Origin of the sequence: Corynebacterium oculi (assembly GCF_001412105.1) — a bacterium.
Lineage (GTDB): Bacteria > Actinomycetota > Actinomycetes > Mycobacteriales > Mycobacteriaceae > Corynebacterium > Corynebacterium oculi.
This window is the reverse complement of record NZ_LKST01000001.1, coordinates 758,648-778,849: the sequence shown is the minus strand read 5'-3', so window position 1 is coordinate 778,849 and position 20,202 is coordinate 758,648. Positions and strand designations below refer to the sequence as shown.

The 20,202-nt window shown below is 64.6% G+C and carries 21 protein-coding genes and 1 pseudogene; 4 read left to right on the top strand and 18 right to left on the bottom strand.

Going from position 1 to position 20,202, the window contains the following annotated elements:
- Nucleotides 1–56: 56 nt before the first annotated feature.
- Nucleotides 57–881 carry a PhzF family phenazine biosynthesis protein gene (locus Cocul_RS03705; protein WP_150114333.1) on the bottom strand — a complete coding sequence of 275 codons (825 nt, stop codon included), beginning with the start codon at nucleotides 879–881 and terminating at the stop codon, nucleotides 57–59.
- 5 nt (nucleotides 882–886) lie between these two features.
- Nucleotides 887–1,879: an AAA family ATPase gene (locus tag Cocul_RS03700; protein ID WP_160318485.1), complete on the bottom strand. Its 993-nt coding sequence runs from the start codon at nucleotides 1,877–1,879 to the stop codon at nucleotides 887–889.
- A 301-nt stretch (nucleotides 1,880–2,180) separates the two neighbouring features.
- On the opposite strand from Cocul_RS03700, the gene Cocul_RS03695 reads away from it, so the two are divergent.
- The 3 genes from Cocul_RS03695 to Cocul_RS12455 all read left to right on the top strand — a co-directional run bounded on the left by Cocul_RS03695 (nucleotide 2,181) and on the right by Cocul_RS12455 (nucleotide 4,211).
- The gene (locus Cocul_RS03695; RefSeq protein ID WP_069723553.1) at nucleotides 2,181–3,347 is read left to right on the top strand and encodes an ATP-binding protein; all 1,167 of its coding nucleotides are present in this window, start codon (nucleotides 2,181–2,183) and stop codon (nucleotides 3,345–3,347) included.
- Between the two features lie 23 nt (nucleotides 3,348–3,370).
- Nucleotides 3,371–3,745 (top strand): MmcQ/YjbR family DNA-binding protein, encoded by a 375-nt coding sequence (locus tag Cocul_RS03690; protein ID WP_055121924.1) that lies wholly within the window; start codon nucleotides 3,371–3,373, stop codon nucleotides 3,743–3,745.
- A 91-nt stretch (nucleotides 3,746–3,836) separates the two neighbouring features.
- The gene (locus tag Cocul_RS12455) at nucleotides 3,837–4,211 is read left to right on the top strand and encodes a hypothetical protein (RefSeq protein ID WP_055121923.1); all 375 of its coding nucleotides are present in this window, start codon (nucleotides 3,837–3,839) and stop codon (nucleotides 4,209–4,211) included.
- Nucleotides 4,212–4,257: 46 nt separating this feature from the next.
- Here Cocul_RS12455 and Cocul_RS12450 read toward each other — a convergent pair whose 3' ends face one another.
- From Cocul_RS12450 to Cocul_RS03675, 3 genes are read right to left on the bottom strand one after another with little or no spacing between them, the layout of a single operon-like run.
- Nucleotides 4,258–4,425, bottom strand: a complete 168-nt coding sequence (locus Cocul_RS12450) for a hypothetical protein (RefSeq protein ID WP_160318484.1) — start codon at nucleotides 4,423–4,425, stop codon at nucleotides 4,258–4,260.
- Entirely contained in the window at nucleotides 4,422–5,117 is a 696-nt protein-coding gene (locus tag Cocul_RS03680) for a YceI family protein (RefSeq protein WP_055121922.1), read from the bottom strand. Before Cocul_RS03680 ends, Cocul_RS12450 begins: the two co-directional genes overlap by 4 nt.
- A 3-nt stretch (nucleotides 5,118–5,120) precedes the next feature.
- The gene (locus Cocul_RS03675; protein WP_055121921.1) at nucleotides 5,121–5,456 is read right to left on the bottom strand and encodes a hypothetical protein; all 336 of its coding nucleotides are present in this window, start codon (nucleotides 5,454–5,456) and stop codon (nucleotides 5,121–5,123) included.
- A gap of 98 nt (nucleotides 5,457–5,554) precedes the next feature.
- On the opposite strand from Cocul_RS03675, the gene Cocul_RS03670 reads away from it, so the two are divergent.
- Nucleotides 5,555–5,944 (top strand): RNA polymerase-binding protein RbpA, encoded by a 390-nt coding sequence (locus tag Cocul_RS03670; protein ID WP_055121920.1) that lies wholly within the window; start codon nucleotides 5,555–5,557, stop codon nucleotides 5,942–5,944.
- A gap of 8 nt (nucleotides 5,945–5,952) precedes the next feature.
- Here the strand turns inward: Cocul_RS03670 and Cocul_RS12780 are convergent, their stop codons facing one another.
- From Cocul_RS12780 to tatC, 13 genes and pseudogenes are all read right to left on the bottom strand, one after another.
- Nucleotides 5,953–6,360: a periplasmic substrate-binding domain-containing protein gene (locus tag Cocul_RS12780; protein WP_245622088.1), complete on the bottom strand. Its 408-nt coding sequence runs from the start codon at nucleotides 6,358–6,360 to the stop codon at nucleotides 5,953–5,955.
- A 54-nt stretch (nucleotides 6,361–6,414) separates the two neighbouring features.
- On the bottom strand, nucleotides 6,415–7,605 hold the full coding sequence (locus Cocul_RS03665) for an ABC transporter family substrate-binding protein (protein WP_245622087.1): 1,191 nt from the start codon (nucleotides 7,603–7,605) through the stop codon (nucleotides 6,415–6,417).
- 4 nt (nucleotides 7,606–7,609) lie between these two features.
- Nucleotides 7,610–9,468 (bottom strand): annotated as a pseudogene (locus tag Cocul_RS03660) (dipeptide ABC transporter ATP-binding protein).
- Nucleotides 9,465–10,316: an ABC transporter permease gene (locus Cocul_RS03655; protein WP_055121919.1), complete on the bottom strand. Its 852-nt coding sequence runs from the start codon at nucleotides 10,314–10,316 to the stop codon at nucleotides 9,465–9,467. Before Cocul_RS03655 ends, Cocul_RS03660 begins: the two are co-directional and overlap by 4 nt.
- Nucleotides 10,317–11,300: an ABC transporter permease gene (locus tag Cocul_RS03650; RefSeq protein ID WP_055121918.1), complete on the bottom strand. Its 984-nt coding sequence runs from the start codon at nucleotides 11,298–11,300 to the stop codon at nucleotides 10,317–10,319. It lies immediately after the preceding gene.
- Between the two features lie 93 nt (nucleotides 11,301–11,393).
- Nucleotides 11,394–12,197, bottom strand: coding sequence for a polyprenol monophosphomannose synthase (locus Cocul_RS03645; RefSeq protein WP_055121917.1), 804 nt, complete (start codon nucleotides 12,195–12,197; stop codon nucleotides 11,394–11,396).
- Nucleotides 12,198–12,207: 10 nt separating this feature from the next.
- Nucleotides 12,208–13,659, bottom strand: coding sequence for an apolipoprotein N-acyltransferase (lnt, locus tag Cocul_RS03640; protein WP_055121916.1), 1,452 nt, complete (start codon nucleotides 13,657–13,659; stop codon nucleotides 12,208–12,210).
- Nucleotides 13,660–14,145 carry an FxsA family protein gene (locus tag Cocul_RS03635; protein WP_055121915.1) on the bottom strand — a complete coding sequence of 162 codons (486 nt, stop codon included), beginning with the start codon at nucleotides 14,143–14,145 and terminating at the stop codon, nucleotides 13,660–13,662.
- Between the two features lie 13 nt (nucleotides 14,146–14,158).
- Complete coding sequence (locus Cocul_RS03630) at nucleotides 14,159–14,821, bottom strand: precorrin-6A/cobalt-precorrin-6A reductase (RefSeq protein ID WP_055121914.1); 663 nt, start codon at nucleotides 14,819–14,821, stop codon at nucleotides 14,159–14,161.
- A gap of 18 nt (nucleotides 14,822–14,839) precedes the next feature.
- Complete coding sequence (locus tag Cocul_RS03625; protein ID WP_055121913.1) at nucleotides 14,840–15,562, bottom strand: SDR family NAD(P)-dependent oxidoreductase; 723 nt, start codon at nucleotides 15,560–15,562, stop codon at nucleotides 14,840–14,842.
- Complete coding sequence (locus tag Cocul_RS03620; protein ID WP_055122033.1) at nucleotides 15,559–16,668, bottom strand: M24 family metallopeptidase; 1,110 nt, start codon at nucleotides 16,666–16,668, stop codon at nucleotides 15,559–15,561. Before Cocul_RS03620 ends, Cocul_RS03625 begins: the two co-directional genes overlap by 4 nt.
- Before the next feature lie 18 nt (nucleotides 16,669–16,686).
- A complete protein-coding gene (locus Cocul_RS03615; RefSeq protein WP_055121912.1) occupies nucleotides 16,687–19,317 on the bottom strand; it encodes a DEAD/DEAH box helicase in 2,631 nt (876 codons plus the stop codon).
- A complete protein-coding gene (gene tatC / locus Cocul_RS03610) occupies nucleotides 19,318–20,196 on the bottom strand; it encodes a twin-arginine translocase subunit TatC (protein ID WP_069723552.1) in 879 nt (292 codons plus the stop codon).
- Between the last annotated feature and the right edge of the window lie 6 nt (nucleotides 20,197–20,202).

The following is a 20,202-nucleotide window of genomic DNA, read 5'->3' as shown; positions in this document are numbered from 1 at the left end:
CCCCAGAAGATACAGGGGAATCTGGTGGCGATCCTACCAGGAGACCAGGCCGGGCACTAGATGTGCGCCGTGCCTTCAAACCCGAGGGAGGTGGCCCCGCCCACCCATACCTGCGTGCCCTCCCGGCGGATATGAATCTCTCCGCGTCGGTGTACCCGAGCCCCCTGGGAGACGGTATAGCGCTGCGGGGCGAGGCCCTCACGCAGCAACCACTGCGCGGTGGAGGCATTGAGGCTCCCACACACCGGGTCCTCCGGCACGCCCACGCCGGGGGCGAAGGCGCGAATCTCAAAGGCGTGCTCATAGCCAGCGGGGTAGGGGCCGATGGCACCCACCTTGGCCTGCGGAATGAGGGAGAAATCCGGTTCCAGATCGAGCACCGCCCGGGCGTTTCTCAGGCGCACCACGGCCCACCCGGGGCCGTTATCCACCCACTGATGATCCACGATCTCCGCGGGCTCGATATGGAAGGCCCGCGCGATGCGCTCCGTATACTCCGCGTCCAGGGGGCCGGAGCGCAGCGTGGGCGGAGCCGCGAAGGAAAAGACATCGCCCTCCCGGCGCACGGCGATCAGCCCACCGGAACATTCCTGCATCAGCTCGGGCTTATCGACGTCGTGAAGCTCTACCCAGGCCCGCGCCGAACCCAGGGTGGGGTGACCGGCGAAGGGAAGCTCCCGCGTGGGGGTAAAGATGCGCAGCCGATAATCGGCCTCTGGCGTGGTGGGCGGAAGAACAAACGTGGTCTCCGAGAGATTCGTCCACCGGGCAATGGCGCGCATCTGATCCTCGCTTAGCCCCTGAGCATCGAGGATGACGGCCACGGGGTTGCCGCTATACGGGTGGCGAGAAAAGACATCGACCTGGGCGAAAGGACGCATGGCGATCATGCTACCTCCAGCGGGCCGCCCGGCCCAAGCAAAAATTCGCGGAAATAGGGGAGGCGAAACCGCACCGTTCCCCAGGCCGGGGAATATAGCAGGTCTGCGTCGATAAGCGCCCGACGCGCCGTGGACAGGGAGGTCACGGAGGTAGACATGGTGGTGGCGATCTCGCCGATGCGAGCCAAGCCCTCCTCATCCGCCATCTGTGCCATCGCGCGGAGGAAATCCACCTGGCGATGAGACAGGGCCGCCACCTCCGGGAGATGAACCTGGTTGCCCAAGATGGGAACGGCCTGGCCGGTGGCCTCCTCAACGTCCGGTGCGGTAATGGCAGGGCCGGAGAGATCCCAGGCGATCGCGCCGATGAGTTGAATGAGATAGGGGTAGCGGTGCGCCCGCGAGGCGAGAGTCTCCGCCGCCTGCGTGGAGATGGTCTTGCCCGAAGACTCTACAGTTTGATTTGTCAAACGAATGGAATCGGCATGGGTGAGGGGAGCGAGCTGATAGCGCAGGCTGCGCCGCAGAAAGGTGGTTCCTGGGTGATCCAGGAGGGCCGATACTCCGGCCGTAAGCCCGGCCCCAGCAAAAGCCACGGGGAGATCGTCACGGATGGCGTCCTGCATGGAGGCGGCGAGGCGCTGAAGATCGCGGGGAGCGGCCGCTTGAATCTCATCAACGGTGATGAGTACACCCGTCACTGTGGCGGCTACGCGGCGCAGCAAGGAGGTAAGGGGTTGCGTGGTGACCGAGCCGATGGCGGAGAGGGAGATGCCGGTGATCTGTCGGCCGGGCTGGGGCTCGTGCTCGGCTAATACGGAGGGCAAGGAGTGATCGACCAGTTCGGAGATCATGGCGGAATGACTGGGAGCGCGAAGGACGATCCAGCCGCGTGTGGCGGCGACATCCTCTAGCTTGTTGAGCAGCGCCGTTTTTCCTATGCCGCGCGATCCATTGATTGATGAGCACGGTGCGGCCGGTGGAGCCGGGAGTCTCAATGGCGTGGGCGAAGTTGTCCAGGATGGGTGTGCGCCCGACCCACACGGTGGGTGATTCTCCGAAGCCGGGCCGGAAGGGATTGCTCATGAGGGATAGTCTAGAGCCGATGGGGCGGTGTGGATAAAGTGGATAAATTTTGGCGTCTGGATAAGTTGGATAAATGGCGGAGCGACTGCCGCCTTGAAATGACATAATGTACATTATCGGACAAGAGTAGTTATGTGGGTGGAACCCGTTTCTGCGGGTTATGCGCCTTGATCTCGCTTATGCGGATTATGCGGGATCGCTATACTGAGCCGCATGGACGAGTACGTGGCGCGCAATCCCTTTCACCCGACCTTCGGGCGATCCCCGGCCGTGGTCATGGGACGCGAATCCGAGGTCGCGCAGTTTGAACTCGCGCTCGCGGAGGGCGCGGGAAACCCGTGGCGCACGGCGTTGATCTCCGGGAGCCGTGGGATCGGCAAAACCGTGCTGCTCAATGAGCTGGAGACGGCGGCCAAGGCCCAGGGCTGGGTGGTCTTGCGCGCGCATGTGGGAGAAAACATGCTGAGGGATCTCGTAGAGGTCACCATTCCTCGGGCCTATGGCTCCCTCGACGCCGCCCCGCCGCAGCGTCGGACGCGGGTCACCGGGGCGTCGATAGGCAAAGTGGGTTCCCTGTCCCTGGAAACGGAAAGGACGCGCCCGGAGCCCCGGCGTAATCTGCTGAGCGAGTTGCAGGACCTCGCGGGCGTGACCATGCCGCGCGGCGCGGGCATGGTGCTCACCGTGGACGAGGTGCAAAGCGCGCTGCCGGAACACCTGCACGAATTGGCGGTGGCCATTCAGGATCTCAACCGCGATGACGTGGATATTGCCTTCCTGGCGGCGGGCCTGCCCAGCGGCGTGGAGGATTTATTGCAGCTAGAGGGCACCACCTTTTTGCGTCGCGCCGAGCGTATTCTATTAGATCGCCTTGACGGGCAGACCACCTCTACCCTGCTGCGCGAGACGGCGGAATTGGGTGGGCGGCCCATGAATGGGGAGGCAATTGACCTGGCTGCAAGGGTAAGTCAGGGATATCCTTATCTTATTCAGGTGGTGGGCTCAATATCCTGGGCCAGGGCCAAACTCGATGATTCAGAGTGCATACGCGCGAAGCATGTGGAGGCTTCCATTGATGACGTGGTGGCGCGCATAGGAACGCAGGTTCATGCCCCGGCGCTGCGTCCCGTTCCGCCCCGCCAACGGGACTTTCTGCACGCGATGGCGCGTTTAGAGAAAGAGGCAGTGAAAGACGCGGAGCAGGGCGCCCAAGGAATTGCGGTGTCCGATATCGCCGAGGCCCTGGGCTCGACGACCACGGGGGTCTCGCGGTTGCGGCACGAGCTGATTTATCGGGAGTTGATCGAGGCGCACTCGCAGGGAAAGGTTAAGTTTAGCTTGCCGTATATGGCGGAATACCTAAACGGGCTGATCCGCTAAGCGGACGGAGAAAGGCGGACGTGATGGAACGCGCAGAACTCATACGGCACATGGAACAACGCTACGGGGTGGCCCCGGAGTATCTGTGGCCCGAGGCGTATCCGAGTGGCGCGGTGTTTCGGTGTCCCGGCAACGGCAAGTGGTGTGGGCTGCTGATGAGGGTTCGCGGCGAGAAAATTGGTCTTGGTGGGCCAAAGGGGGTGCTCCACTTTGACCTCCTGGTGGTGAAAAATGATCCTGACGTGATCGGTTTGCTGCTGTCTAAAGACGGCTTTTATCCTGCGTATCACATGAATAAGCGGCATTGGATTTCCGTGCATCTTGACGGGCCGGTTTCGGCGCGAGAAGTGCGCGATCTTGTGGCCGATAGTTTCCTTTTGGTCTGCGATAAAAAATAGTCACTCGTGACATTTACTTTGTTCATAGATCGAGAAGATCATGTACGGTGGGTTCTGCTGGTTTTCCACCCACTGAAAGGATCGAAGAATTATGAACAAGAAACTGCGTCTGCTTCCCCTCCTGGCTGTGGCTCCCCTGGCGCTGGCTGCCTGCTCCTCCGATGATGACGGGGATAGCACGGAGTCCACCACCGAGGCCGTGGTGACCACCGCTCCGGCCACCACCGCCGCCCCGGCCGAGTCCGTGGCCTCCGAGGTCTCTGACGCCTCCGAGCAGGCCTCGGAGAACGCCAGCGATGCCGTGGACAGCCTTAACGAGAAGAAGGATGAGGCTGTTGACGGCCTCTCCGACGCCAAGGACGACGCCGCCGAGACGCTGGGCGACGCGAAGGATGACGCCGCCAACGAGCTTTCCGACGCCGCCGATAGCGTCTCGGACAAGCTGGACGAGCAGGCCAACGGCTAATAAAAGCGGTATGCGGCGGTGCCTTTCCAGGGGCACCGCCCTTTTTCTATTCCCGGTGGCGGTACGCGGCCACGAGCTGAACGACGGTGATGCCGCCCAGGGCCACGGCGACCGCGCCAACCACCCACATGTGCTGGAAGAATACCCACAGGGCAAAGGCGATGATGACGATGAGGCGCAGCCACAGCGCCGGAATCATGCGGCCCGGGCTCATGAGGTCTTTTCCAGGGCCAGGCGAATGTTGATCTCGCCCTCCTCGTCGATGGAGGCGGCCACGAAGTCCGGCGTTTCCACCTCATAGTCGGCGCGGTTGAGGGGAATATCCGTGGAGACCACCACGGAGTCCCCGCTGCGCAGGACCCGCATCGTGGGGCTGATGTCCTTGGTGTGTCCGTGGAGGGTGAGCTTGCCGGGAACGGTGACCTCCCCCACGGTGCCGTCCTCGGGAACCCCGGAGAGATCCACGGGCGCGGTGACCTCAAAATCGGCCGTGGGGTACGTGTCAGTCTCCAGCATCTTGGTGCGCACGTTGATGTCACGGCGCTCGTTATCCGAGGCCACCGCCGTCATGTCCACGGTGATGAACCCGCCGGTGAGCGTGTCCTGATCCACGTTGAGGGAGCCCTCTACCTTGGTGGTGGAGCCGGAGGTCACGCGCTTATCGCCGGGCAGGATCTCGTGGAACGTGTAGCCGGCGGAGGTGGTGTTCTCCCCCGCCCGCCCGGTGACCTTCCAGTGGCCGTTCATGCTTGTCGACGCCGCCTTGGCTCCCTGCGCGTTGAGTCCTTCCGTTTTGACGCCGGGGCCGTTCATTGCGCTGAGCACCGTGGGCAAGATGGAGAGCACGGCGATGAGTGCGATGGCGATGACGAAGATGGTGATGATGATCTTGCGGTTACGCGGCATGACCTACCTCAACTTTTCTATGGACCGCGCCAGGTCTACGAGTTCGGAGCAGAGCTCTTGCAGTTCCTCTCCCCCGGCTCCCTCGCGGGCGGCGGTGGCGATGTCCTCCGCCGAGCAGCGCAGCTCGAAGAGGGAGTCTTGTAGCCGCTCCGCGCGCTCGGCCGTCATAATCACGGCGTTTTCCGGGATACGGGTGCCGGTGATGTTATGGCGCTGCTCGTAGGCGCGCTGCTTGCAGGAGGGGCTGCAATACTTCTTGGGGCGCCCCCGAGTGGAGGGCGCCATTTCCTTGCCGCACCAGGCGCATCGTTGTTGCTTCTTATGCGTCACGTGACTCATCCTAGACCATCGCGGCCGGGTGGGAACAAACCGCACGGGGAATTCGTTATACTCGCGTAGTTGGTACTAATCGCGGGATGTAAAGGATTGATGCTGCAATGGCAGATCGGGTGCTTCGAGGCAGCCGCATGGGTGCGGTCAGCTACGAAACGGATCGGGATCACGACCTGGCCCCCCGCCAGATGGTGAAGTACCGCACGGAATCCGGGGAAATCTACGAGGTTCCCTTTGCGGATGACGCCGAAATCCCCGGCGAGTGGATGTGCAAGAACGGCCAGCTGGGAATCCTCATCGAGGGCGAGGGCGTGGACGCCAAGCCGGTGAAGCCGCCGCGCACCCACTGGGATATGCTCCGGGAGCGGCGCAGCATCGAGGAACTTGATGAACTGCTTGAGGAGCGCATCGAGGCCCTGCGCAAGCGACGCCGCAACGCCGCCAAGCTCCTCAAGCAGCAGAAGGAAGAGGAAGCGGCCAAGGCCGAGAAGTAGAGTCGCCCCTACTTCACCCACCCAATATCCTCCTTGGGCACGGAACCAAAGATCATGGCACCTACGTTGGCCAGCCCCGGCTTCACGGCCACGGTCTTAGGGCCATTGGCATAGGGCATGACGCCGAAGCGGGAGAGGGCCACCCGTTCCACCTCCACTGCCCTAGCGTTTTGCTCCTCCGCCGTGGGGAGCTTTTCTAATTCATCGATCATCGCGTCTATCTCCGGGGTGCCGGTGTGGGAGAGATTAAGCGTGGAATCGGAGTAGTACTGCTGGCGGAAATAGGTGGTTCTGTTGGGATCGTTGGGCACGATGGAGGAGTTCATAAGGTCAAAGTCCTTCTCTTCTAAAACCCGGGCAAAGTCCGAGGTAGGGTGCGCCGCTATCTTTAGCTCCACGCCAATATCCCGAAGCATCTTTTGAATACTGGTGGAGGTCGCCTTCCCCGTGGAGCCATCGCCAAACAGCGGTTACCGCAGGGTGAGCCGTGCGCCGTCCTTCACCCGAATACCATCCTCCGATTCTACCCAGCCCGCCTGGTCGAGGAGATCGCGTGCGCGTTGGGGATTGAAGGAAACCAGATCCCCAAAAACATCCACGTAGGTGTCCTGATTTTGCAGGAAAATGAGGGAGCCGGGGAGATCCTCGGTATAACCGCGACCGTTAAAGATGATGGCGGCGAGAAGGGAGCGATCAATCCCGGACATCACGGCCTCGCGCACGGTAATGTCCGCCAAGACCGGGGATTCGGCGTTGAGGCTCAGCATGAGGATGGCGGTGTCCAAGGAGGTATGAAGCTCGGCCTGCTTGCCCATGCCCAGGGCGGCGGCGAGGTAGTTCTTGTTGGAGATGGACACGGAATCAATCTCCCCGGCGCGGAAGGCGTTCATGGCGGCCTGAGCCTCCATGAGCCGGAACACCACCTTGTCCAACTTAGGGGCGCGGCCCCACCACTTCTCGTTGGGCACAAAGGTGACGGTCCCGCCGTGATAATCCACCGTGTCCACCTTGTAGGGGCCCGCGCCCCACTCATTAGGCAGGCGCCGGAGGAATCCCTCGTTGAAGTCCTGGGGCGTGGCAATGCCGGGGTGCATCAGCGCCCCGAAGAGGCCGTTCCACCACGGATAGATGTGGCGGTAGGTGACCACCACCTGCTTATCGTTCTCGCCGGGGAGCACGGATTCGATCTGGTTATAGCCGTCCGAGGAGGAAATCTGGTAGGAGTCATCATCACCCCGGTTAATGCGCCACGTGTTTTCGTAGGTGCGCCAGTCTATCGGCGTGCCATCGTTAAAGGTGGCACGGGGGTTGAGGGTATAAGTCACCACGGTTTTCCCCGCCACCGTCTCCTCGTGAACATCGAGCAGGTAATCAGGATTGGGGGTGATATTTCCCGCGCTATCGCTAAAGGAAAGTTGCGGCATGTACCAGGCCCACAGCGTGTTCACGGAGACCGTGGTATTGGCATGCAGGGAGTTTTGCTGTTCCGGTATTTCCGCTATGGGCAGGGTGAGGGTACCGCCTTGGCGCAGTTCCTCCGGGGCCTTTTTGTTATAGGAACCGGAGGGAGAAACCTCGAGGTGTATCTCCTGGGTGGATGCACACGCGGAAAGGGAAAAGACGGCGGCGATGAGCATGAGCGCGAGCGATGTTTTCTTCATGAGCTTATTCCTCCTTGCGGGTCTGCTGCGCGCCGGGATCGGGAATAGGAATGGCCGAAAGGAGGGCGCGGGTGTACGGGTGGCGGGCCGTGGTAAAAATCTCATCGGTCTCCCCCACCTCCACGAACTCCCCGGCGCGCATGACGGCCACGCGATCGGAGATATGCCGCACCACGGATAGGTCGTGGGAGACGAAGATATAGGAAAGGCCGAGTTTGCGGCGGAGATTATCCAACAGGTTGATGATTCCGGCCTGGACGGATACGTCCAGTGCCGAGACGGGCTCGTCAAGCACGATGAGCGAGGGATTGGTGGCCAGGGCGCGGGCCAACCCGATGCGCTGGCGCTGCCCTCCGGAGAAATGGCTGGGGAATCTGTCCTGCTGATGCTCCCCCAGCTGCACGAGCCCCATCAGCTCGCGCACCCGCTCGGGAATGTTTCCGGAGTACCCCAGCGCGGAAAGGGGTTCCGCGATGATCTCCCGCACCGTCATGCGTGGGTTGAGGGAACTCAGTGGATCCTGGAAAACGATCTGAATATCGCGCCGAGCGGCCTTGCGCTCCTGCGGGCTCAACGCGGAAACATCCCTGCCGTGGAGCTTGATGGTCGATTCCGGCGCGGGCATGAGGTTCATGATCTCCGTGAGCGTGGTGGTTTTACCCGAGCCGGATTCCCCCACGATGGCAAAGCATTCTCCCTGCTTAACCTCAAAGGAGAGATTCTTGATGGCCTGCTTGGTGCCCACCTGCGTTTGAGCACCGCCCCCTTGATGATGGGATAACTCTTGGTGAGGTTGTTTACCTCCAGGACCGTTTCGCGCCGATCCCGGGGAATATCGCGCAAAATGTCCTCTTCCTGCGCCGGGGTGGGGTACATGGGCTTCCCTCCGATGGTTCCTCCCCGGATCTCCGCCGAGCGGATGCACGCCGCGCGGTGGTGATCCGCCACCGGGAGCAGCGGTGGCTCGGCGCGGGTGCACTCCGGTAGCGCCACGGGGCAGCGCGGCGCAAACTGGCATTGCGAGGAAAGGTCGATCAGCGTGGGCGGGGAACCCTGGATGGGGGTGAGCGGCTCGTGGCTAGCGACGTCGATACGCGGGGTGGAACCAAGCAGCCCCACCGTATAGGGCATGCGGGGCCGGCGGAAAATGCTTTCGACGCTTCCGTGCTCGACGGGGGCGCCCGCGTACATCACCAGTACCTCGTCCGCCACCACGCCCATGTCATGGGTAATCATGATGGTGGCGGCCCCGGTTTCCCGCTGGGCCACCTTGAGGACGTCGAGGATCTGCGCCTGGATGGTGACGTCGAGCGCGGTGGTGGGCTCATCCGCGATGAGCACCGTGGGATTATTGGCGATGGCCATGGCGATCACCACGCGCTGACGCATACCCCCGGAGAACTGGTGCGGAAAGAACTTGATGTGCTTGTGCGGCTCGGGGATCCCCACCAGGTCGAGGAGTTCTATGGCCTGGGTACGCGCCTGCTTGACGCTGACCCGCTGGTGAATCCTGATGGCCTCCACCAGCTGTGCCCCCACATCGAACACCGGGGTGAGCGCGGAGAGAGGATACTGGAACACCATGCCGATCCCTTGGCCGCGGATCGTGGACATCTCCTTATCCGTCTTGCCCAGGAGTTCCTCACCCTGGAAAAGCACGGAACCCGTGACGCTGGCGTAGTCCGGCAATAGCCCCATGATGGACATGGAGGTCACGGACTTGCCGGAACCGGACTCCCCCACGATCCCCAGCGTGCGCCCGGCAGCGAGATCGAAGGAAACGCCGCGCACCGCCTGGACGAGCCCGGATTCGGAGGGAAAGGTAACGCGAAGATCCGACACGGAAAGAACGGGGTGATTCATGCTCGGCCTCCAGACTGAGAATGAGGATCGAGGGCATCGCGCAGGCCGTCGGCGATGAAGGCCATGGACACGGTGAGCAGGGTGAGGGTGAGCGCCGGAATATAGAACTGCCAGGGCGCGGACTCGATGCCGGCGGCCCCCACCGAGAGCAGGGTGCCCAAGGAAACATCGGGCGGCTGCACGCCCAGCCCGAGGAAGGACAGCGCCGTCTCAGAGCCGATGGTGACTACGATCCCCAGGGTGAACTGAATGATGATGAGCGATCCGATATTGGGAATGATGTGCCGCACCACGGTGCGGGCGCGGGAGACCCCCATGTACCTGGCCGCCCGCACATAATCGTTCTCCTTAATGCTCAACGCCAGCGACCAGATCACCCGGGCCGGATACATCCAACCGAAGGCGATGAGCACCACGATGAGGACCTTCCAATCACCACCGGAATCAGAAACAAGCAAAGAGATGAGCAAGAACGTGGGAATGGCCAGCAGGAAGTGAATCAGGATCAAGATGACCCGCTCGGCCATGCCGCCGTAGAGGGCGGCACCCACCCCAATGAGCGCGGACAACACGGAGGTGGCGGTGGAGACGCTCACCGCGATAATCAGGGAACGGCCAAGGCCATGCACCGTTTGGGCAAAGAGATCATGGCCCGCATCATCGGTGCCAAACCAATGCAGGGAACCAGGTGGGGTGGAAAGATGGCGGAAATCGGGGTCATCGTACGCCCACTGCGCCGCGAAGGGACCGAACGCGGCCAAAGCGACGAGCGCGAGGAAGATGAACAAACCCAACACCGCCATGCGGTTGCGGAAGTAACGGCGAGTATATAAACGCAGCTTATCCATTTAACTCACCCGCACCCGAGGATCGAGAATCACCACAAAGAAATCCGAAAGCACGGCGGAGATGCCCACCATGAGCGCGCTAAAGGCGGCCACTGCCGTGGCCCCGTGGACATCATTGCGGCTAATGGTCTGAATAAAGTACTGGCCCATGCCATTCCAGGCAAAGATCTGCTCCGTCATCACCGCGCCCGTGAAGATACCGGGAATGGAAAACGCCACCGAGGTGGCCACGGGAATGATGGAGGTACGCAGCGCGTGCCTGCGCACCGCCTGATTCCGCGTGAGCCCCTTGGCGCGAGCCGTGCGCACATAATCAGCGGAGATGTTATCCAGCAACAGGCTGCGCTGCATCATGTGGTACCCGGCATAGGAGATGGCCACCAGGGCGATGGTGGGCAGCAGCAGGTGCTGCCCCGCGTTGAGCAGCCGGGGAAAGAACCCCACCACATCCGGCGAGGACGCCCCCGTGACATAGAAGATGCGCAGGCCGGTGACCTTGTTGACCCACAGGCCGGCGCTGACCACCACCAGGGAGGCCACCACCACGTGCGTGTTCATCAAGATGATGGACGTCCCCTGCCACAGGCGATCGCCGCGCTGATACTGGCGCGAGGCGGTGTACACCCCCACTGCCACGCCCATCACCACGGACAAAAGCGTGGCCAGCAACAGGAGTTGCGCGGAGACCAACATGCGGGGGCCGATCTGATCGTTCACGGCGTCCCCCACCGGGGAGGCTCCCCAGTCCCAGCGCAGGAAAATACCCTTGATCCAGATCCACCAGCGATGCGCGAGCGAGGCATCGGGATTGAGATTGAGCGGGGTGAGAATGTCCGCGATCTGCTCGGAGGAAAGCGGAGGCCGCCTGCCCACGTAGTTAGAACGAGGATCGAGGAACGTGGCCGCCAGGAGATACGCCAGGTTCGTGGCGAGAAAAATCACGACCAGCCAGCTGATCGTTTTACGGACGAGATACTTAGCCATAGCCCTCCACCTATCTAGAAGGTCTACCCCACAGGTTGTGGGATAGACCTGATAATAGTGTGAGCCAAGTACCTCGCGGGCCGTTTTGAGGGACTAAATCCGGTGCTTGCGGCGGAAGCGCGCTACCTCGTGGCCGATGATCTTGCTGGTTTCCGCGTACAGGTTGCGCACCTGCTCGCCGCGGTGAGCCAGGCCCCACTTGGTGACCTGCACCAGGCTGTCTTTGACAAAACTGCCGTCCAGCTTGGACTCCCCGATCTCGCGCTCGGTGAAGGTGATGGGCACCTCGCGCACGTCATGCCCCTCCTCCACGGCCCGCCACGCCAGATCCACCTGGAAGATGTAGCCCGCCTGAGCCAGCTCCTCAAGGTTCATCGCCTCGATCACCTCGCGGCGGTAGGCCCGGTACCCGGCGGTCATGTCGGAGAGGCCAGCGCCCAGGGCCACGGAGATGTACATGTTGCCAGCCTTGGAGAGCAGCCAGCGCTTCATCGGCCAGTTCACCACGCGGCCGCCGGTGATGTACCGGGAGCCGATCACCAGATCGGCCCCGGCGTCGATCTCCTGCAAGAGCAGGCGCAGCTGCTCCGGGGCGTGGGAACCGTCCGCGTCCATCTCGCACAGCACGGTATAGCCTCGCTCTAGGCCCCACTGAAAGCCCGCCACATAGGCCCCGCACAGGCCGCCCTTCCCGGCGCGGTGAAGCACATGCACCTGGGGATCCTCGGCGGAAAGCGCGTCGGCCTTCTCCCCTGTGCCGTCGGGGCTGTGATCGTCCACGATGAGCACGTCGACCTCGGGGGCTGCGGCGCGAACCCGTCCGACGATGAGCGGAAGGTTCTCCAGCTCGTTATAGGTAGGAATGATGACGAGCGTTGCATCGCTGGGACGAGCCACGGGTTACTCCTTATGAACGGGGTGAGGATGAGCGTCGGCGCCACAAGGCAACGAGCATACTGAGCGTGCCTAGTGTTCCCATGATAGCGATGCCGGCTTGGACCCAGAAACCGAATCGCACGGCGGGAGTCACGGAATCGCGCAGGGGCAGGGTATCGACGAGCGTGGCGGCCTCGAAGATACCCGTCCGGGAGCGCACCTCCCCATCCGGGGCCACGATGGCCGATACCCCGGAGGTGGCCGCCACCACCACTGCACGATCGGTCTCGATGGCGCGCAGGCGACTCATGGCTAGTTGCTGGTAGGACATGTCCGTGAACCCAAAGGTGGCGTTGTTGGTGGGCGTGGTTAAAAGCTGCGCGCCGTGGGCCACAGCGGAGCGATACGCCTCATCAAAGATCACCTCATAGCAGGTGGCCACCCCCAGGGCGACCCCACCGGCGTGTACCACCCCGGTGCCGATGCCCGGCTGAAAATCCCCGGCGCGATCCACATAGGGGGACACGTGCCGCAGCAGGGAGCGCAGCGGCATGGTCTCCCCGAAGGGCTGGAGGAACTTCTTGTGGTGGTATTCCCCCGGCCCGGTTGCGGGATCGAACACCATCATGGTGTTGTGCGGGCCCGCCTCGTCGGCGGTGAGGGTGCCCACCAGCACGGGAGCCTGGGCGGCGGCCACCGCCCGATCCACGAGTTCGCGGGCGCGGGCGTCGGTGAGTGGGTTGACGTCGGCGGCGTTTTCCGGCCAGATCACCAGGTCTACGGGTTCGGCCAATTTCTCGGTCTCCCGCACGTGATTGGCCAACACGGCGCGGCGCTGGGCATTAAAGTCAAGACCCATGCGGGGCACGTTGCCCTGGATCGCCGCCACGCGCACCTCGCCGGTATCCACCGGCCGGGGCCATTGGGCGACCCCGACGCCCACCCCCAGCGGGACGAGGAGACACAGGGCCGCCAGGCGGGGCTGCGCCCGCAGTCGATACAGCGCGCACCCCGTCAACGCCGCGCCGAAGGTCACCAGCGCCGGCCCGCCGAGAAAAGCCAGGTGCGCCAGCGGCCCATCGACCTGCCCCCAGGCCAGACGCACCCAGGCGAAACCACCGAAGGGCCAGGAGGAGCGTGCGTACTCCACCGCCACCCACCAGGCGGGAAAAAGCAGCAGGCTCCCGCGCCGCAACGCCACGCCGCCCAGGCCGGTGAGGATGCCAAAGAGCGCCAGCACCACGCTCAGCGCGATATAGGGCGGTGCGCCCACGAACTCCCCGATCCACGGGAGCAGCAGCAGGAAAAGGCACAGCGCCTGCACGAAGCCCAAGATCGCCCCCTCGCGCAGGCTCCGAGCGTGCTGGAGGGCGTAATACAAAAGCCCCAGGCCGATGACCCCCGCGGGCCACCACCCCAGCGGCTCATAGGAGGCAAAGACCAGCAGGCCCGAGGCCGCCGCGGCCGCCAGCCGCCACCACATCTAGCGGAAGTCCTCCGGCTTGACGTCGCGGCTCCCCCGCTGGACTTCCTCCTCATCGATGACCTCTCCCCCGGCGAAAGAACCATAGCTGGTGCGCTGGCGGTAGGCATTGACGCGCTCGAAGCTGCGCATTCCGGCCTCCTCGATCCGGGCACGCAGCTTCTTGGCCAGGCTGCGCCTTATCAGGGAACGCGTGGGCGGAAGGATCAGCAGCAGGCCCAGAAGCGCCGTGGCAAAGCCGGGCAGCGCTACCAGCACGGCACCCGTGGCGATCAGGCCATAGTTTCCTATCGCCTCCCCCGGGCGCAGCCGCCCGCTCGCGGCGGAAACGGCGATGGAACGCATCTGATAGGTGGCCAGGAAAAGCCCCCCGAAGAACACCAGGATCAGGGCCAACAAAGCCCAGCCCACGCCGATGAGGTGGGCCACGGCCCAAAAGGTCAGGGCCTCGGTGAGGATATAAGGTACAGCAAGAAAAAGTGGCACCCCACCAATCTACCTATATCGCCGTGACCACGCCCTGCGGAGTATCCGCCACCACCGCCGCGCCCAGGGCGGGGCGGGTAATCAGCGCCACCGGGATTCCCAGGGCCGCCGCGGCCGCCACCGTGGCGGCGAGGTCGGGGCGGCCGGTATCGCTGAGAATGATCCCATCAATCTGGTGATCCCGCATGAGCTTTTTCTCCTGCGCCAGATCGCCGACGCGGGGCGGCAGCACCCGGTGCCGCGCTGGGGCCTCGCCGCGCCGAGGACGCTGCTCCTGGCGTAGCACGTAGAGGTTATCGGAATCCGCCTTCAGCGCGGGGGCGGCATCCACCCCCTCCGTGTCCACCAGAATGTGATGCCAGTGCAGGCGCGCCCAGGCGGCGGCCTCGGCGGCGGAGGAAGCCTCCACCACCGGGGTAATCTCCCAGCGCCGGGGGGAATACACCACCAGGGCCACGCCGGTGGCGTGGGCGGCCTCGGCAATATCGGCGTGCGCCGGATCAAAGGGATGCGTGGCGTCCACCACGGCCTCAATCCGCTTGCGCACCACCAGGGCGGCCAATTCCGCAGGGCTGGCGGGAAGCGCCGTGGTGACCTCCCAGCCCGCCGCATTGAGGGCCTGCACCACGCCGGAAAAGCCCGCGGCGCCGCTAATGACCAGCACACGCATACGCATATCTTCCACAACCTCCTTTTACCGGGGCATTCTACGCCACAAGGGGTGGGGCACCAGCCGCATGAGGTAGGCCAGGAAGCGCAGCCGCCCGGGGATCCACAGGGTGCGGCTACCGCCTCCCCGGGCTATCTCCGCCGCCACCGCCTCGGCCACCTGGTGCGGATACACGGACATCGGCGCCGGACGCATTCCCTCGGTCATGCGGCCGATCACAAATCCCGGCCGGGCGGTGACCAGCCGCAGCGGGCCGCCGTGGAGACGATCGCTAAGCCCCTGGCAAAAGGCGTCCAACCCGGCCTTGGTGGAGCCGTAGACGTAATTGGCGCGCCGGGCCCGCCAACCCGCGATGGAGGAAAAGGCCACTAGGGTGCCGCGCTCCATCACCTCGGTGAGAACGGTGAGCGCCACCACCTGAGCGGTGTAATCTACTGTGGCGATCCGCGCCGCGTGCCGCTCGTCTTTTTCCGCCAGGTCTTGTTCGCCCAGGATCCCAAAGCACACCAGGGCGATCTCGGGCGGACCGGCCAGGCGGGCGGCCTCCTCGATCACGGAACGCTGGGCGGCGAGGTCGGCGGCGTCGAAAAAGAGCGTGTCCACGCCGCGCGCCCCGGCGTCTAGCAGCTGCTGGGCCGCCACCGGGCGGTGGGCGGCGAGAACCACGCGACGGCCCGCGCACAACCGCGCAGCCAGTTCACCGCCGATCTCGCTGGTGGCGCCCAAAACCAAGAGCGCACCGCTCATCGCAGCTCCCTCGGCTGGGTATTGAGCCGCTCGCAGCCCTGGGCGGTGACCACCACGATGTCCTCGATCCGCGCCCCGCAATCGCACTCAAGGTAGATCCCCGGCTCCACGGAAAAGGCCATGCCCTCCTCAATGACCAGGTCATTGCCCGCCATGATGAAGGGCTCCTCGTGGGTGGATAGTCCGATGCCGTGGCCGGTGCGGTGGAAGAACTCCGCGCCGTAGCCCGCCGCCTCGATGATCGCGCGGGCGGCCTCGTCCACCTGCGCGGCTGTTACTCCGGGGCGCACGGCCCGGCAGGCGGCCTCCTGGGCCTCGCGCAGCACCCGGTACATCTCCGGCTCCTCCCCTGGGCCGTCCACGATGTAGGTGCGGGTGCAATCGGAGTGGTACCCCACCCCATAGGTGCCTCCGATGTCCACCACCACCATCTCCCCGGCGCGCAGCACCCGGTCGGAGAAGGAATGATGCGGGTTTGCGCCGTGGGGCCCGGAGCCCACGATGATGAAGTCCACGGAGTCATGCTCCCGGAGGATCAACTCGCGCAGGTCGGCGGCCACCTCTGCCTCGGTGCGGCCCGCCCGGAGCAGGCCGGGGACGCGGGCATGGACGGCGTCGATAGCCTGGGCGGCGTCGCGCAGTTGCGCGATCTCTGCGGCATCCTTGCTCATGACGAGGCTGCGCAGCGCCGTGGCGGCCAGAACCATGGGCGAACCGGGAAAACGCGCTTGCAGGGCAAGTATGTGGGCGGAGGTGAGCGATTCGCCCAGCCCGATGGTTCCCCCTCCGGGGAGGGAAACCAGGGCGTAGGGATCTTCGCCGTCGGCCCAGCCTCGCGCGGTAACACCCAGTTCCGTCAGCGCCTCGGGGTGAAAGTCCGCGATGTCCGCCTTGGGGGCGATGAGCGCGGGCGCACCCTGGGCGGGGATCACCAGTGCGCTGAACCGCTCGTGGGTGCTGGCCCAGGCCCCCACGAAGTAAGCCATTTCCGCGCCGGTGCCGATGACGGCCCCGGCGAGGTTCTGCTCCCGGCAGATCTCGGCGGCGCGGCGCAGCCGGGCGGCGTACACGGAGGAATCAAAGCGCTGAATCGTGGTAGTTTCCATGACGATCATGGTAGTGCGTCACATGCCCACCGCCACCACGCCGCGTCGGATGGCCTGGGCGGCCCGGCGCGCCTGCGCCCTGGTGAGATCGCTGTAGGCGGTCAGCGACACCTGTTCGAGGAGATCGACCACCTGGCGGCACCAGCGCACGAAGTCCCCGGCGGTGAGTTCCGCCCCGCACTGGGCCGCGGCGGCCAGGCAGTACCCCAGCGGGGCCCCGGCCGTCCATTGATGCATGGCCAGGGCGAAGGCCCCCTCGGGGGCGGGGGTGAGCGGCAGGCGGTGGCGCTGCTCGTCATGGACGAGTTCCGCCCACACCCGCTCCGTGGCGCTCATCGCGGCGGCCATCGGCTCGGTGGCCGCCGCCACCTCGCCTTGGGTGCTTTTACGGTTTTCAAAGACGCACAGGGAGGCCACCCCGGCGAGTTCGGCCGGATCCAGATCGTCCCAGATGCCCCGGCGCAGGCACTGGGCGATGAGAAGATCGGCGGAGGAATGAATGCGCGCCAGGCGCTCCCCCTCCTCGGTGAGCGCGTAGCCGGGGGCCACATAATCCATCTCCGTGAGCAGATCCAGGATGCGGCGGAACGTGTGAGCCAGGGTATCGCTGCTGGTGGCGGCGGCCTCCTGGCGGCGCTCCTGCTCCCGGTGGCGCAGGATCTTCTCGGCGTGGCGGGCCAGATGCTCCCGGTCACCCGGGGGCCATTGGTGAACGGGGTGGGCGCGCACCTCATCGCGCAGGCGGGCGACCTCCTTGGAGGGCCGCAGCCGCGCCTTGGTTTTGAGCCTGGCGGGCCCGGTGAAGCGGTGCAGGTTGCGCACGATGGCCCGGGTGTTCTTGCGGTGGTGGCCGGGAATGCGCATGTGCCCCAGCCGCACGGGGGCGTTGCCCAGGGTGCGGGCCTCCACCCGACCCGTCCACCCGTTCTGGGAAACCACGAGGGGGCGGGGGTCGCGCGCGCTGCGGGCGGGCTCGACCACCACGGCGATGAGGGGGCGTTTTTTCCCGGGAAGCGCCAGCACCTCGCCCCTATTCACGGTGGCGAGCAGCCGGGTGATTTCCCTATCCCGTTGCTGCATGGCCTGGGCGCGGTGGCGCTTTTCCTCGGCGGAGAGGCGTTGACGCAGGGATACGTAGTCGATCAGATCCTCGGGGGTGCCCGGCGGGGCCAGTGCACCCCATGCCTGGGCGAGTTCCTCCTCCTCGGCGCGCAGCCGGGAGCGGGTGCGCTCTAAGGTGCGGGCCTCGTCCACCACGGAGGCGTCCGCCTGGAACTGGGCAAAGGACATCTCCAACAGCTCGATGGCATGCTCGTAGCCATCGCGGCCCAGGAGGTTCACGGACATGTTGTAGCCCGGCTGGAAGGTGGATACCAGGGGGTAGGTGCGCGTGGCCGCGAGGCCGGCGACGGCGCGGGGGTCGAGATCGGGGCTCCACTGGACGACGGCATGGCCCACGATGTCAATGCCGCGCCGCCCGGCGCGACCGGTGAGCTGGGTGTATTGGGCCGGGGTGAGGTCCACGTGCGCCTCCCCGTTGAACTTGACCAGGCGCTCTAACACCACCGTGCGGGCGGGCATATTGATGCCCAGGGCGAGGGTCTCGGTGGCAAAGACGGCGCGGACGAGCCCCCGGGTAAATAGATCCTCCACTATGTGCCGAAACGCCGGGAGCATACCCGCATGGTGGGCGGCAAAGCCCCGTTTAAGGGCGGCGCGCCACTGCCGAAACCGCAATACCTCCAGATCCTCGGGGGGAATGTCGGCCACGGCGGTGTCGATAGTTTCCTGTATGCGCCGCGCCTCCTCCTCGGTGGTGAGGGTGAGTTTGGAGCGCAGGCATTGAAACAGGGCGGCATCGCAGCCGGCGCGGGAGAAGATGAAGGTGATGGCGGGGAGCATGTCCCGGTGGCGCAGCGCCGCGATGACCTCGGGGCGCGGGGGCGGGCGGTATCGAGAATCCTGGAAGCGTTCGATGTGACTCAGCAGGGCGGGCGAGACGCGCGGGGAATCCGGGGTGTCTTGTGCGTCGAAGAGGGAATGAGCCTTGGTGCCCACCATCATCCACTGGTGCAGCGGCACGGGGCGATGCTCGGAGACGATCACGCGGGTATCGCCGCGCACGGTGGCCAGCCAGTGGCCGAACTCCTCCGCGTTGGAGACGGTAGCCGAGAGCCCGATGATGCGCACGGACTCGTCCAGGCCGAGGATCACCTCCTCCCACACCGCGCCCCGGGAGGCATCGGCAAGGAAATGAATCTCGTCCATCACCACGTGGCTGAGCAGGCGCAGGGCGGAGGAATCCGCGTAGATCATGTTGCGCAGCACCTCGGTGGTCATCACCACGATGGGGGCGTCGCGGTTAATGCTCTGATCCCCGGTGAGCAAGCCCACGCGCTCGGCGCCGTAGCGCCGGACGAGGTCGTGATACTTCTGGTTGCTCAGCGCCTTGATGGGGGTGGTGTAGAAGCAGGTGGTGTGCTGGGAGAGCGCCAGGGACACCGCGAACTCCCCCACGACGGTCTTGCCCGATCCCGTGGGGGCGCACACCAGCACGCCCTGGCCGGATTCCACCGCCGCGCAGGCCTTGCGCTGAAAATCGTCGAGGGGGAAATCGAGGCGAGCGGCGAAGTCTGCGAGGTGAGTCATTTAGAGAATGTCGTCGTAGTCTGCGTAGTCTGTGGTGCGGATGGAGGAGGCGGTGGAGATCGGGGCGGGGGCGGCGATCGCGGTGGAGTCCTCGTCGCCAGCGTCGAGCCAGTCCGGGCGCTCCTGCTTGCGGCGCTTATCGTGCCAGCGGCAAAATTGCAGCGACATCTCCACCAGCGCGGTCAGGGCGGCGGTGAGGATCACCATGGAGATGGGATCCTGGCCGGGGGTCATAAAGGCCGCGAAGATGGCCAGGCCCACGATGATGTAGCGGCGCTTATCCTTGACCTGATCGTAGGCGAGCACGCCCGCGATGTTGAGCACGGCGATAATCAGCGGCACCTCAAAGCTCACCCCGAAGATCAGCAGGAGGTTGAGCATGAAATTGAAGTACAACTGGCCGGTCAGCGCCACTTCCTGAGCCTCATCGCCGATGGTGAGCAGGAACTCCAGGCCATAATCCAGCACGAAGTACGCCAGCACCGCGCCGGAGACAAAGAGAATCACCGCGATGGAGACGAAGGAGGCGGTCCAGCGCCGCTCGTTCTTTAGCAGGCCGGGGGTGATAAACCCCCAGATCTGGGCCAGCCACACCGGGGAGGCCAAAACCGAACCCACCAGGGCGCCCACCTTGAGGCGCAGCATGAACATCTCGAAGGGGGCGGTGGCGAGCAGGCGGCACTCCCCCGAGGAACCGAGATCCACGCGCTTGCTGGGATCCACCGAGCAGTAGGGGCCGAGCAGGATCTGCCCCAAGGAGGGCACCCCGAGGAAGGAATGCTGATACCAGATAAAACCCGCGATGGTACCCACGCCCAAGGCTAACAGCGAGACGATGAGGCGACGCCGCAGTTCCTGAATGTGCTCGACGATGGACATGGTGCC